The organism is Paenibacillus massiliensis subsp. panacisoli DSM 21345 (assembly GCF_000426545.1).
Lineage (GTDB): Bacteria > Bacillota > Bacilli > Paenibacillales > Paenibacillaceae > Paenibacillus > Paenibacillus panacisoli.
Genome location: NZ_KE384534.1, coordinates 539,503 through 554,161, shown reverse-complemented (window position 1 = coordinate 554,161; position 14,659 = coordinate 539,503). Strand labels below are relative to the sequence as shown.

At 42.9% G+C, this 14,659-nt stretch carries 15 protein-coding genes; all 15 read right to left on the bottom strand.

All coding sequences use genetic code 11. From position 1 onward, the window contains the following. Positions 1-5 precede the first annotated feature (5 nt). Positions 6-2,189 carry a glycine zipper family protein gene (locus K331_RS0125000; RefSeq protein WP_028592387.1) on the bottom strand — a complete coding sequence of 728 codons (2,184 nt, stop codon included), beginning with the start codon at positions 2,187-2,189 and terminating at the stop codon, positions 6-8. Further along, positions 2,190-4,160 carry a VirB4 family type IV secretion system protein gene (locus K331_RS0124995; protein WP_036635732.1) on the bottom strand — a complete coding sequence of 657 codons (1,971 nt, stop codon included), beginning with the start codon at positions 4,158-4,160 and terminating at the stop codon, positions 2,190-2,192. Between the two features lie 13 nt (positions 4,161-4,173). Beyond that, a complete protein-coding gene (locus K331_RS0124990; RefSeq protein WP_028592385.1) occupies positions 4,174-4,959 on the bottom strand; it encodes a hypothetical protein in 786 nt (261 codons plus the stop codon). Positions 4,960-5,308: 349 nt separating this feature from the next. Next, the gene (locus K331_RS0124980) at positions 5,309-5,713 is read right to left on the bottom strand and encodes a hypothetical protein (RefSeq protein WP_028592383.1); all 405 of its coding nucleotides are present in this window, start codon (positions 5,711-5,713) and stop codon (positions 5,309-5,311) included. 108 nt (positions 5,714-5,821) lie between these two features. Next, positions 5,822-6,280 carry a metal-dependent hydrolase gene (locus K331_RS30495; protein ID WP_051290019.1) on the bottom strand — a complete coding sequence of 153 codons (459 nt, stop codon included), beginning with the start codon at positions 6,278-6,280 and terminating at the stop codon, positions 5,822-5,824. After that, entirely contained in the window at positions 6,277-6,819 is a 543-nt protein-coding gene (locus K331_RS30490) for an HD-GYP domain-containing protein (RefSeq protein WP_051290018.1), read from the bottom strand. Before K331_RS30490 ends, K331_RS30495 begins: the two co-directional genes overlap by 4 nt. Next, the gene (locus tag K331_RS0124965) at positions 6,816-7,322 is read right to left on the bottom strand and encodes a hypothetical protein (RefSeq protein WP_028592382.1); all 507 of its coding nucleotides are present in this window, start codon (positions 7,320-7,322) and stop codon (positions 6,816-6,818) included. Before K331_RS0124965 ends, K331_RS30490 begins: the two co-directional genes overlap by 4 nt. Before the next feature lie 12 nt (positions 7,323-7,334). Next, positions 7,335-7,607, bottom strand: a complete 273-nt coding sequence (locus tag K331_RS0124960) for a stage V sporulation protein S (RefSeq protein ID WP_028592381.1) — start codon at positions 7,605-7,607, stop codon at positions 7,335-7,337. A 271-nt stretch (positions 7,608-7,878) separates the two neighbouring features. Further along, positions 7,879-8,421, bottom strand: a complete 543-nt coding sequence (locus K331_RS0124955; RefSeq protein ID WP_028592380.1) for a hypothetical protein — start codon at positions 8,419-8,421, stop codon at positions 7,879-7,881. After that, positions 8,399-9,427, bottom strand: a complete 1,029-nt coding sequence (locus tag K331_RS0124950) for a hypothetical protein (RefSeq protein WP_028592379.1) — start codon at positions 9,425-9,427, stop codon at positions 8,399-8,401. The genes K331_RS0124955 and K331_RS0124950 overlap by 23 nt, the downstream gene beginning before the upstream one ends. Positions 9,428-9,756: 329 nt before the next feature. Then, positions 9,757-10,152 (bottom strand): DUF2538 family protein, encoded by a 396-nt coding sequence (locus tag K331_RS0124945; RefSeq protein WP_028592378.1) that lies wholly within the window; start codon positions 10,150-10,152, stop codon positions 9,757-9,759. A 333-nt stretch (positions 10,153-10,485) separates the two neighbouring features. Then, positions 10,486-10,698 carry a hypothetical protein gene (locus tag K331_RS0124940; protein ID WP_028592377.1) on the bottom strand — a complete coding sequence of 71 codons (213 nt, stop codon included), beginning with the start codon at positions 10,696-10,698 and terminating at the stop codon, positions 10,486-10,488. A gap of 208 nt (positions 10,699-10,906) precedes the next feature. Next, positions 10,907-11,596 (bottom strand): hypothetical protein, encoded by a 690-nt coding sequence (locus K331_RS0124935; RefSeq protein ID WP_028592376.1) that lies wholly within the window; start codon positions 11,594-11,596, stop codon positions 10,907-10,909. Between the two features lie 14 nt (positions 11,597-11,610). Next, on the bottom strand, positions 11,611-13,857 hold the full coding sequence (recD2, locus tag K331_RS30485) for an SF1B family DNA helicase RecD2 (protein WP_051290017.1): 2,247 nt from the start codon (positions 13,855-13,857) through the stop codon (positions 11,611-11,613). Beyond that, complete coding sequence (locus K331_RS0124925; RefSeq protein WP_028592375.1) at positions 13,857-14,657, bottom strand: transcription termination/antitermination NusG family protein; 801 nt, start codon at positions 14,655-14,657, stop codon at positions 13,857-13,859. The genes recD2 and K331_RS0124925 overlap by 1 nt, the downstream gene beginning before the upstream one ends. Positions 14,658-14,659: the final 2 nt, after the last annotated feature.

The window sequence follows — 14,659 nt, the reverse complement described above, 5'->3', positions numbered from 1 at the left end:
CCCTCCTATAAGTCATAGTTATAGTGCCTACTATTGGATGGAGTAAATGGTTTTTCAGTTGTACTTGACGAACCTCTGTCACTTGAACCCAACGGAGATCCAGCGGGACTTGGAGCATTAGGAGTTTCATGTGTTGATTCTGGTTGTGAACGACCCGTTTTACGTAAATCTGTATTCGGGGTAATACGATCAGCTTCCACATGACCACCCGTAATTCTCACGCCTTGACCTGACGAATCCCCCTTGGACTCAATGGATTTTGCCTTTACATTTCCTCCTGAAATCCATATTCCACTATTATAGTTTTCAGAATTGGAACTTTCTGAATCACGAGAAGTATTAGTAGCAAGAATTTTATTTGCCTGAACATCCCCACCACTGATAATGATTCCGCTATTAATAACAGCTTTTTTAGATTTAACAGCAGTATCAGATGAACCTTTACCAACAGCCTCACCATTATCGGCACCATTTAAAGTAGCAAGAGTTTCTGATAAACGGGACGCTCCAATACCCGTGGGCCGTATAGGAGGTTGCAGTTCCCCTTGGCTCCCAGCGGAGATAGCAGCCCTGGCTCCTTCGCTTCTTGTATGAAAAGCAATAAGTGAGCTGGATTGTTCTACTCCTTCGCTTTCCATCGTCATCCCTTCTTCAAGCATGGATTCTGAAGGACTATTTGCTGACTGATTTGCCCACATGTTCTGCATTCCCCCAAATGCTTTACTCCCCAGCCATACACCACCTTTAGCAATTCCTTCGGCTCCCTTACCAGCCCAACCACCAACTTTAGCTCCAATCGCTGCACCCATGATCGGATTGCCTGCCATCATGCCAATCGAAGCTCCAGCAGTAGCTCCGGCCATTTTTGAACCGTAATTCAATGCAAGGCCAGCTACTCTGCCTCCTGTTTTTACTGCTTTCTGCTTCCAAGATCCTGAAGCTGCTGAACCCCCTGTCGCTGTTCTGCCTGGAATAGACACTGCTCCCCCAGAAGGAGCCGCAGAGCCTGACGGAGCTTCCTGCATTTGCTGCCCATCTTCTTCTGGTTGAACTGTCTGCTGGGATTTTTGCTTACCACCACGTTTAGATCCACCATTTGGACGAAACATCCGTCCCAATGCCATCATGCTGCCGATTCCTAACATGGCACCCATGCCTGAGCGTTGTTTTGATTCCGAGTCGCCCCAAAGCTTGCTTACCAATCCTTGAATAGCTGAAAAACCAAACAAGTACGCCACAATGACCCAATTGGATACGCCATCGGGACTAAATCTGAGTAGCAAGAAAAATAGCCCTAATGCAACCGCATGGGCACAGGGCATGAGCATATAAGAAATAAATAAATCCCACCACGTTTGCAAGCTATGGCGGAACTTCGGAAAGATCGTCAATATGGCAGCAACCACGAACGTTGAAACCAATATCATCAGCATGATCGTTCGCAAAGTATATTGATAATTTAACATCGCCGTCATAATGGCTGCTAAGAGAACCAGAACTCCGACAACAAATCCTCGATACTCAATCATCTCGCCGTATCCTTCCGCACCGTTCCCCCAAATCATGTTCAGGAACAGGTCCGGCTGGATTCCATAATCAATCATTGTGGCCCATACCAACTCCGTGAATTTCGTTGATATGTAGGAAACAAACGACCACAGATAATGTCCGAATCGAATAGACAACAGTCCTACCAGAAAAGCTGTAACATAATCCTTCCCTTTACTCCGGCTCTCGGAGGACATACTTTGAAATAACATCAGTACAGCAATGAGCAGCACTGCTATGACTACAGGGAAGGGCATCATTCGCTCAAATGTCGAATACAACGCCTCAATGGCATTCATCATTCCCTCGGTAAACACACCGAGATATAAAAACTCCGAACCTGTACTCCCTCCCTGCAAGAAACCATCGCTTGTCGGGTTCGGATTCTTTCCAAATACCAGTAAAGTAACATCCCTCATGCCAAAGGACTGAATTAAGAAATTGGCACTTCCGATCAATACATCTGAAATGGAACGCTCCATGAGTCCAGGATTGTTATCCGGGTTAGAGTAATATTCATCCATTTGTTTTCCTATGATTCCAGAAGTTCCACCAGCGTCATCTTCCTCAGCCCATACCGTTGATCCCCAGCCTTGAAACAGAATCGTAAAGATACAGATCAGAACAAGGAGCTTTCGCATTTACCCCACTCCTTCAAGTTGCCTAATGTACTTTTTACGCTCTGCATACAACGGGTCATTGGCGTCAGATGTGAATAGCATATGTTCAAATGGAGAAGCATCGACATGAACAAAAGCAGATTGGTTATCCACTTTGACCAGCATATCTCCTTTACGAGCCTGATACACAAGGAAGTCGGCTTCCCCTTCGGTTAGTGCCAGTTTTCCTCTCACCGCGTCAATATCTAATGACTCCTGAATACCAATAATTTTAATCGGGCTGTTTTTAATCGCTGCCATGCCTGCTTGAGAGCGAGTAAACACTTCAAGTCCTTGTGTAACCGAAACGATTCCCGTATTCGTGGAACGTCCTTCACGGAAGGCACTTTCTGCCCACACCGCTCCAAAATCCTCATCCAAAAAGATGTTCTGGCACTCTTCGATGATGAGTAATTTCTGGAGTTCAGGATGCTTCTTCGCCCATCTCTCCATCATCCAGCGTTCGGTAACGAACAAGCCAATGGGACGCATAATTTCAGCATCCAGCCGATTAATAGCGAACGCAAAGAGTGGAGCACTCTTCAGCTCCACTGTTGACGGGCCATCAAAAATAGCGTAGGAACTCATATTTCCCCTGCGAGTAAATGGCTTTAGCAATTCGGCTGCCTTGCGAATCGCATCACTTGGATTGTTCATCATTTTATCAAACAAACCGACGAGTTCAGGCATGGCCTTCCGGCTCTTCCCTACAAGGAATTTTCCATCCTGCATGCCCCCTTGAACATATAAGCTTTCTGGATCAGATTTAATACCTTGCTCAGTATATTGATCTCGAATAGCTGTACCAATAAAAACTTTAACTTCCCCCGTGAGTGCAGCACGGTCATAAACAGAAATCATTTTAAATGCCAGTGCCTGGACAGAATTCGACGCTTCTTCAATGTCTACATACCTTGTTCCATCAGCTAGTTCCGTAATGTCCACATCATATGGATTAATACGATATTTGGAATGCTCACTGAGTTCAATGAACGGACATCCAAGCGCTCGTACAAAATCGCCATATTCTCCTTTCCAATCAATCGCTCCAACTTGTCTTCCGATATGAGTTGAGCGGTGACCGAAGAGCATCGTCAAAAAGGACTTGCCCCCTCCTGAACGAGCAATAATGCACATATGATAGTTCGCTAGGTCAGGATGCCAGTTATCTAGCCATACCGGGCGACCTGCCCGGTCCTTCCCCACGATGACCCCTGTTCGATGATTCAGGCTACCTCCACCAAGAGGGAACAGATCAGCTACGTTGGAGCTTTCCAAAGACAGTACATGCTCCTCAGCGTGTTTGAATGCTGAAGTGGTAGGCAACACTCCCCGTAGCGCTTGGAGCTGCTGCCCGTCCGCAGAGCGAAGGTATAAGGACTTGCCTGCGAATCTTTGTACCAATGAGCGACAAAGCTTCATCAGTCCCTTCCAATCAGGTGAGCTGACGATGACTTGAATGGTCACTTTAAAGCTACGCTCTACATTCAAACGAATACGCTTTTGTCGCTGCTTTAAATCGGTGATTTCATCCCGCATGGCATCAATCTTCCGAACATCTTTCTCGTCGACTAAATCAGAGAGCAGTCCTGTAATTCGCCTACCGATTTCATTGAGTTCCTGATCGCTGGATGACGGGAAAATGTGAAGGGCTAAGTCCACATCGCCTTTACCGTAATCTCCACGAATGAGAGAGTCGAGCATTCCCGCCCAGGTATTTCCTGACGCTATTTCAACAAAGAAACTACGGAAATACCGAGCTGGAACTAGCGTTCCTCCGACTTCCACGGCATAACTGTCCATCTTAACATGTTCTGCTGTAATGTCTTGAGGAATCGTTTCACGAATAAACGACGGAGCTGCAAAGTCCGCGCCTCCTGCTTTGCCCGAATCCACGGACTGATTTTGCTGCTGGACTCCCGAGCCCTTCTTGCGTTTGAAATTGAATTTCAAAATCCGACCTCCTTTACTGCGGTTCCACGGTCAAGGAACGTTTAGTTCTTTTGAAGCTCTCCGCTTGAAGAGCATCTACCATGCGCGCCTGCGGTGAAAGCTCCCGGTGCAACATCTGGTAGCTATAGTTCCATACCCCTGCACGGTCCAGACGTTGATATCTCATCCCAACTTGTTCACAAAAACCATATAGCGTATCCGCTGCTTCCTCCAAGATCTGCAATGCCAAATCAGACTTTTCCTCTTCTGATAGTCTGTTGCTAGAGGAGCCTACTTTTCCAAGTGCAGCATCCACCTTGCCTATACCCACTTGAATGCCTGTCATGGCAGAAGCACGAACAGGATCGTATTCAAAAATGGCATAGCCCCGATAATCACGAATCGCGTCTTGATCCAGACTTTGAGTTAGATACTCACTCACTTTCCGACCTGAAGCTTTGAGCGCAGGATAATCATCGGATATCTGCTCTACTTCAAGGTCATAATCTCTCGTGTAATCTTTCATCTCAAAAAGCTGCGATTGCAAGACAAATTTATATGGAAGGGATAAGGTATTCACGAGCCCTAAAAAATTGAGCCAGATGGCCTTGTGCTCCTCAACAGAAGCGTGATCGGAATTAATAGGTTCTACTTCAACAACCAAGCGAAACAGATTTCCATTCTGGGTCATTCCATCCCAGCTTACTTTAGCGTTTTGCCCAATCGCATCCTGTACGGTAGGTATTCGCTTCTTCTTTTTTGATCCAAACAGGAACAGCAAAACCAACCCGACAGCAACCCCCAACACAACAAATGCCACGCTTATGTTCCTCCCTTCTTATACAGAAATAACCTTTGCCGAACTCTCAATTGAATGAGGATCGCGTAGTATTTCCATACCGGGAGAGATGTCCCGGTATGTTTGAAATAGCAGAGATACATGCAAAGGGCAAAGGGAATCGCATAATGGATGCGTGAATACATCCAGTCATTTCCGATAGGAGGGATGATCTTGCTGGTTTGGACTGATAAAAATAATCCTGCCGACCACCACAAGACTTGTTTAAAGCTTAGTCCGATCCCGAATACCGTAAGGAACTTCTCCTTAATTTTGCTTCGGTACGGGATGGGGTGATATTGTCCCCACATACAATCTCCCTTTCTGCCCTTTACTTCAAATAGGTGTTCAAATCAATGCCCAAGATACTGAAGAGAAAGCCCAAAATAGGTTCGGTCCAGAAGGAAAAGATAAGAAACGCTACTAATGCAATAGCTTGAATCTTCGTTTCCCGAAGGGTATCTGGGCTGAATCCCGCCCGAAAAAATGAGATCCCCAGCCATATCCCGAAAACAATACTGAGCATGATAAAGATACGCCTTGCTGTATCTACCAGCGTATTGCTCGATTTATCAACCACTTCTTCCAATTGTGTAACTTCGCCGCCACTTTTCAGGCGATCCTTGATGCTCTCCGCATGGATTTGCTCTACAGGCAGAGTCAGCATGAATAAAGAAACCAGCATGAGAATGACCAGTAGCCAGTGGGCTCGTCCTTTAGCCGATGCGCTTGTCATGAATTGATTCTCCTTTCTTCTAGGTTCCGCATGCTACTACGACCTGCTGACAATCATATAGACCACCCCCATATATAGAAAAAAAGCCTCTGCAATCATTGCAGAAGCTCAAGAGAACCATATTTGAAAATATTGATAACCTCCAAGAACCATCCATGCTCCCCAACCAGCCAAGCTCAGCGTCTCCATGAATACAGGTGGGATTCCAAACAGGGGAACCCCGAATTTCCACGGAAGGGGCCACAGTAGAGCGATTCTTCCAGTTACCACATCAAGGAGTAAATGAGATAGATAGCCGATCACAAAGGCCCACTGCCAAGCAGGATTTATACTTAACAGCAGCCACATGCCAAAGCCGAAAAGAAGGCTATGAGTCAATGTCCTCTTACCGAGTGTACCTTCCAGCATACTTGGAAGTATTGGAATGAAGCGCCCTAGCAAACTGTTTGAGCGATCTATATCCGGCAAGAGGGATGACACCGCCACAATCGCAAGGTGGGTTGGGGTATGTACTCCAAGGACCATTGCTGCTGTAATCCCGCCGATCAGATGGGAGGCACCGTTCATACGACGGCTCCTTCATAAACCATCTCCAAAAATACATCCGTCAATCTGGGATCAAAGGCCGTACCTCGTTGGCTCTTAACATGGTCTAACACCTTTCCTAAAGGCCAATCTGCCTTGTAGGTACGTTGAGAAGATAGGGCATCAAATACATCACATATGCTGACGATTCGACCACAGAGGGGGATTTCTTCGCCCATCAAGCCATGGGGGTACCCCAAACCATCCCAACGCTCATGATGAGAAGCAACAATTTCTTGTGCTGCCTGCATTTCCTCACCTGTATAAACCGAAAGTATAGACAGCCCATAGTCCACATGCCGCTGCATCAGTTTGAAGTCCTCTTCATTCAGTTTACTCGTCGATTCCAATATGGACGTAGGAATCGAAATCTTTCCGATATCGTGATACAGCGCACCATAACCAATGAGTTCAATTTCCCGTTCACTTAATTTCAAGGCACGAGCTAAGTCCATGGAAAGCACGCTCACCCGTTTTGAATGCTCCGGGTCCAACATGTCCAGTACGTTCTTCAGTATCAATTTGTTCCCTCCTCCAGCGTTCGTTTCAGCTCTGATCGAAGCCACTTGGCGGCCTCACTTCCGGAATCCAGAAGTTTCTGTACAGATGTAAGCACTCGTGTTGCCTGCTTTTGTTCCACATTCTCATCTTGTTTAACAATCGCATCGGCCCCTTCCTGCTTCAAAATGACCTTGCGTAGATCTCTAGTGCTCATTGCTTCATCATTAGCCTTCGCAAGCAGAGCAGCCGGTTCATTTGAGTGACTGGCTACTCGGTGGTGATACCAGCTCAGTGAAGGAGATCGGGACTCGGACGTTGGGAATGTTCGATACACATGCACTAATTCCCGAATTTGAGCAGGACTAACGCCGATCTGTGATGATAAAAACTTCTGCTTGGCTCCTGCAGTAAGCATGGAATCTAGAAGCTGGCCTTTAATGAACCTTGTCTCCTGTTCCTGTTCATCAATCTGGATGTAGGCTTGCAACAATTCCTCAATCTTCGGCTTCTCTGCGATTGTCATAGTTGCTTCTCCTTATTTACCTAGCTCAACCGTCAGCTTTATGGCTGTCCGTTCTGATCCGTCAATAACAACATCAACGAAAGCCGGAACACAGATCAGGTTCACACCGTTTGGAGCTACAAATCCCCGTGCAATGGCAACAGCCTTCAACGCTTGGTTTACAGCAGCAGCCCCTACCGCTTGTAGCTCAACCTTTCCATTTTGCTGTATGCCAGATGCCACCGCTCCAGCTAGTGAGCTTGGTTTCGATTTTGCTGATACTTTAAATACATTTTCAAACGACATATATGTTCCTCCTAAATGTTTAATGTGACTTCTCACTAATTGGAAATAAAAAAAGCCAATTTTGTATGAATAGTCATACAAAATCGGCTTATCCTTCTTTAAATACAGTGTTCGTTCACTGTATAGTTAATCCTGTGTACTTCCCCTAAACTAAAAACAGCCCCAATTAAGGGGATATTTTCTAAGGGCCTTTGAAATATTATGCCTTGAAACCATCTAGGATCATTATAATTGTTTGAACAACAAAAATCAAGATCATATGTTCGTTTTTTTAACTATCCATTTGTGCACGTTGTAATGCAAGTCTTATCACAAGTCCAGTTAATTTCACAGTATAGAATGTCGCAAACAAAAATACAAAAAACTCAAAAATAAATATAGGTGTAATTACGTAGGTCAGTTTTATAACATGAAGAAAAGTTAAAAAAACACATACCACAATATTTACAGCCCAGAGAACCACCGCAAACCAAAAAGGAAACAGATATTTTTGTAATAGCTTCTCCCTGAGCATTATTGGTAATAAACTTTGATGGAATAATGTTAGCGTCAAAGTTAGAGCTGCTATAACAATCCCAAAAATTCCTGCTGATGCCCCGAGTAGTGTACTTGTAATTTCCTTTGAGAATTCAAAGACAATACTCTGAAAGTCTCCTTTTATGCTAATGAACAAAACAACAAAAACGGTGAGAATTATCGCCCACAAAATAGACCAATTTTTAAAAGCCCTCAACTTATCTATCTTTAGTAACCCAATAAAGGTTGTTTCTTCATAAGATAGCATTTCATAATCAGAGCGGTTCTGTGGTGTCATTTTGCTCACCTTCTTTAATCACCTTATTTTTGACATCTTGAATAAAATTAATAATCCTTCTAATTAATCTTTCTTGACTATATTCATCGGTTTTAATCATTCGTACAGATCTCTGAGAAGAAAAAAATCTATTCTTTTTTATTTTCTTCTTCCTTTTACCTTTCCCTGCACTCGGGATAGTAATTTCATCAAATCCTTTAATACTAACTGCACCATATCCTGATTCAACTAAGGAAATGCCATTTTCAATTGACTCATTAAATTCTCCTGTCTCGGCGCCATTATCGAATATTGGGTTAGGCATGGATTTATCTTTTTCCTCATTTAAATCAATGTAAGGTTTTAGTATAATTACTTCTTCATTTTGGCCAGAGAATTCCTCAATAACAGGCAGTGTTGATCGAAGAACCACCCCTTTTTTATTAAACATCTTTATTTCTAATTCTTTCAACTGATTATCTTTAATTATTTTATTATATAAGTTAAATGCATCTTTACCTGGATTCGGATGTATAAGTTGAAAGTGTATTGTTGTAACAGTTTGCATTGCCTGAATCTCTGATCTTATTTTATATGGTTCTGGAATTGTTTTAATAATAACTTCTCCAATAATATTGTCACGGCTAAGAATCTTAGTGAAAAAAGAACGAAATTCATCATCATTAATAGAACTATTCACTTCATAACAAATTATTTCACTTTCTGGATGATATACAAAGAATGAGGTCTTAGCTAATTCATATTCAGATTTAACAATATTAGTGGATGAACCAATTCTTACTTTTTGCGATGAGTGTTTTGATTTTGTAATATTCCCAGCTATTATTCTATTTCCTTCGAATATAGTCTCAACCACATCTGTGAATGAAAGGTTAAATGAATTTACTCTAATTGTGGGCATAGCTAAAATTGCTTTAGGAATATGCACACGAATGATTTCTTGAAGGTTTTGGTTAAATATATTTTCATGAACATTAATTTTAGCAGCGTAAAAAGTCTTCTTCATAAGTAGGTGCACACCTTTTCCGTTAGACTTGTATATCAGTAATATTATACCAAATACAATTCAATAGAAAAAGATGGAATATATATCTTTTGAACCCCTAAAGCAGTTCTTAGGACTCAGGCACAACTATATGAACTACTTGGTTTTCTTCTAGTTCCAAATAGTCCACTGACTAATTAATCCTCAGAATTAAAAGGGCTGGATCTAAGGAAAAGGAGAAGGCTGCCACATTTGCTCCTTGATGTAAAGTTCCAGCATCTCCACCAAAAGCCCTCTTCCACCGTTACCTCAGCCCAAGATCACCAAGCTGCGTTCTTTGACTAGTGTTGTTACCAGCCGCTTCGTCGTAATTGTATGGCCTGTAATGCAACTCTGTACAATGTTTCATTCCACTCAGTAATTCCACTGGAAAGATCAAACTCTCTTCCATTCCATAGATTCAAAGCTAGATTAACCAATTCAACTGTTTGTCCTGTTAACGGTGCTGTATTTCCTGTCGTCTTCCCCTCAATTCGCAGCTTAACGAATTTTTCTGGGTCTTCCAAGTAATCAAAATACCAATCAAAAGGACCATCTTCCTGAAGCTCCAACTTGAAGCACTTGAATATCTCTGGATGAGCAGCAATATAGCATGTTGCCCTGTACTGGATGCTATCTTTTATTACTGGAAACTTCTTTGCCAGCTTATCAAAATTCAGTTGGTGTTCAGCATTTACAAAGTACATTCCATTGTTCCTCCTTCATTCACATATGGTTTTCTTCATCTCTCTTTGCAAAAAAACTCCCACCTACATCAGGTAGAGGCTCTCTGGAAAGTCAGTTGAATGTAATATTGGCAACTCAAAATGGACTCTAGAGTAATGACCCACGCTGAACAATGGGGCTGGCATAACTAGGCAGGGCTTCATGGTCTGCTGATCCCTCACACCTGCGTACCTCTTCATGCTCAAGCCATTCTCTCTCCCGTTCCCTCAGCCCCATTCATCAGATGTAACAGCAACCGCTCAGAAGCTTCAAATCAAATCATGAGGCGCACGCGCATACCTCGAAAATTTCACTCACAGATCTTCCTCTTCAACCTCTTCCCATTTGTAACTTACATTTTCCTCAACCCATCTTTGTACAGCTTCATCCAACGATTTTTTTATCGCCGCTGATCCTGTTGCTATTTTTGAATCATCCCATGAAATTTGTAAATCAACTTCATGCGTATCCTCATCATCTGGCTCACCAAAAACAAACTGGATACGAACATTTTTGGTAATCTCCATTGTTATAATCCCCTCTGTTTTCGCTGAATTGGTATAGACAAATTATTCGAGTAACCTATCGTCATTGCCTATATATAGATTAAGAAGAACGACCACTGCCAAAATCACCGAAAACCCTTGATACATAAGCCTTTTTAGCCATTTTAGGGTGTCACCTTTTCGTGACACATGTGTCCCTTTTTGGTGACACCCCCTACACACACGTTCTCTAGGTAAATTTAAAGCATTTTACTTTTTTTAACTTTTTTTTTTGCAACTCCAAATAAGTCTTTCGCCTAACCAATTTACCGTACCTACTATGAGGTTCAAGAACAGCTTTGATCGGTAACTTAATTCCTGATTTCTCTAAAATATTGTAGTGAATCATAAGCTGCGTAATCCCGCTCTCCAGTTTATTTTTATCCCCACAACACAGGATTTCAGGGTTCAAAAAAAACGGCCGTCGAGTAACATGACGACCGTGAATTTTAAGTTCATGAACATTAGCAAATTCGTACATGATTCCTTTCTCGATTAGAGCAGAAATCATTTCACTTGTCTTTTGCCGACTTCGCTTCAAAAGCGTACCAATCTCCGACACTGAACAGTATTGTCCCGTCTGAGGATCAACGATTGCATTCACCCCCATTTTCAACATTGGGGCAAGTGTAAAAATGAAGCTAAATTCGGCACTGGTTAAATACTGCGACTGGCACAAATACGATATATTTAAATCAATGGTTTGTGAAAATCTTGTTTGATTAGCCGCTTTCTGTTTTTTACGGACAATCATAAATCCTTGTTCATTAGCCTTCGCTTCTTCCATATTTACGGCATTCAAGTCAACTTCCAATCGCCGTTTAGCTTCAAGTTCAGCCTGATCCAATCTCCTCTTGAAACTCATTATTTTATCCGTCACAAGCTGTCACTCCATCATAATCCATTCGTCGCACGCACAAGAATTTGTGGGTTGCCGATCATTTCATTCATATACCCCATTATTCGCTCTCTCAGTCCCGTATTACGCTGTACTATCTTGTTATTGCTTACAGCTATATTTAACGCCCTACGGGTTCCTATCATGACACACACTCGTTCTGCTCTCGTCAGCCCTGTATAAATCAGATTCCGTGCCAGCATCACGTAGTGACTGGTCGAAACAGGCATGATAACGACAGGAGCCTGCCCTCCCTGCGCCTTATGAATCGTTATCGCATAAGCCAAGAGTAAGTCTTTGAGCTCATGTCTGCTATAAATAATGGTCTTTCCTTGAAAATTGCAAACCAACCCTATTTCATCTGTTTGTTCGCCATCTTCATCCTCCACCAAGGCTGTGCCCAAAACAACACCAATGTCGCCATTCAATACTTTCTTCTTATAATCGTTACGGATTTGTATTACTTTGTCTCCTTGACGATAAACTCGCCCTCCGGCTGTCAGTTCTTTCTTATCCTCAGACGGAGGATTTACAGCCGCTTGCAAAGCGTTGTTCAACTCTTCTGTACCAATAATGCCTTTTTTCATTGGTGAGAGTACAAGAATATCTTCTAGCTGATATCCCTTATCCAAAAAGCGCAGCACGCTGAGGACAATCAAGTGGGAAATTCGTTCTGGCTCAGGTTGTTCAATGAAAAAAAAGTCATCCTTGTTCTTATTAATAACAATCTGCTCCCCGCGATTAATACGGTGTGCGTTCGTAATAATCTGGCTCTCTTGGGCTTGACGAAAGATCTCCGTTAATCGAACATGTGGTACTCCAGCAGCAATTAGATCATGAAGGACATTCCCTGGACCGACAGAAGGAAGCTGGTCGCTGTCTCCAATAAGCACCACTTTGGTATTTGGTCCGATGGCTTGAAACAAGTTATATGCTAGCTGCAAGTCCTTCATAGACACTTCATCCGTAAAGATCAAGTCAAATGGCAACGGCAGCTCATCACCGTACATCGGGTCAGCACCAGGACGAAATCCAAGCATCATATGAACAGTTGAAGAGTCCATGCCTGTTAGTTCTCCCAGCTTACGTGCTGCTCGTCCTGTCGGCGCACATAGTCCTATCTCTGCATCAGGATAATGCCTACGGTAAATATCGATCATGGCCTTGACTACAGTGGTTTTCCCCGTGCCTGGATTGCCTGTTACAATCACAAGTTGCTGCTTGAATAACTCTCGAACCGCCTCACGCTGCTTCTCAGCAAGTACAATCCCATGTTGAAGCTGGTATTCTCGGATCATTTGGTCCAAAAAAGGCATGGCTCCGCCAACTCGGTTTGCTATGCAAGCCAGTTTGTGCGCAAGTTTCTTTTCATAGACATATAAGTGCTTGGGATACACTTTTTCTTCTTCCCAAATTATCTGTTCATGAGCAGACATTAACTGTAACTCCGTCAAAATATCCTGTTCTGGAACACCATTCAAAAGCTCTTTTGTACGATTCATTAGGTCACTCTCAAAGACATAACAATGACCTCCGCCGTAGCATGTTTCATTAAGAACATACTGCAACGCGGCATTCAGACGGTATGGTGAATCTCTACTGATTCCAATTGCCATAGCGATTTCATCAGCTTTTAGGAACCCAATTAAACGGATTTCCGTCAGTTGGTATGGATTACGACGAACAATATCTACGCATTCCGCTCCCCATTGCTTGTACATTTTGGTCACAGTATCCGCAGTTATGCCATACGATAGAAGGCTCATCATGATCTGCTGGATTTCAAAATTGCTTTTGATGCTATCAGCAATTTTCATGGCATTTTTAGGGCCAATACCCTTAAGACCATTCAGACAAGCATCTCCCTCAGCCATAATCCGATCAAGCGCCTGATCGCCAAGCTTCTGTACAATTAGTTCGGCTTTCTTTGGCCCACAGCCCTTTACAAACTTGGAACACAAGAACGAGATGATCTGATCTCTCGTCTTCGGCATTGGGCGTTCCCAGTGTTCTACCGCAAATTGCTGCCCATACTTCGCATGAGTCTCCCATTTTCCGTGCAAAGCGATTCGCTCACCCTTGTTCACTCCGAATAATGAACCTTTAATAGTAAACGGCACTCCACCATTCTCCGGCATCCACTGTGCAATTCCGAAGTTATTTTCTTCACTTAAACTACTATCACGGGGATGGATGAAGTAAACGACATGTCCCGTACTGGATTCCAATAAAGGAGCTTCCATTAGCTTGTTCCTAACTGCCGACTTATGTATTCAAATAATTGGTCAATAATTGTATGAGAGGATTGTTTGCTTTGAGAATTCGTTCCCAGTATAATTTTTTCCAACAGTGTTTTAGGTAAGCGAATTATTTCCTTGCCGTTCCGTATAGCGGTCTTAATCTTACCTATCACACTACTAGGATCAGCAAACTTTTTAATTTCACTGATTTTCACAGCTACAACTCCAGCAGCTTCCTCATAAGGCTTTTCAACCAGCTCTTTCATTTGCTGTTCAGCCACTTCCAGTGTTTTTTCTGCTTCCATACGTTCTTCTTGGGTACTTGCTGTATTGACTTGGTGCAAAGCATTCTCCATATTTCCTTCAACTTGAATCACTTCACCACTTTCAGCAGAAGCCTCTTGAAAAGGAACAGCAATCTCTACTTGGAGTTCTTCAGGCTTCAGCCCTAACATCTTTTGAAACTCTTCAGCTCCAATAATCTGACCTGAATTTGTAAATTGCTTAAGGACGCCGGGAATACTCTTGATGAGATGCCACACATCTGCTGGAATATAAGCGTATTGGTTATTTTCATCTGTACTGTAGTTCACCTCAAGGAAAATATAACCAGGCATAACAGCTCGTTTGATTTCTTTTCCTAAACTGCCATCACTCAGACGACGAACAGTTGATTCAGTAAGATTATGAATGGATTTTATCCATTTTTGAGCATTCTCACTTCTTGAGAATGCCCATTCCATTAGCTTTTGGACATTACCTTCTTTTCCAGTCATAACTTGAATTGCGAATGCAGCTCCCATCA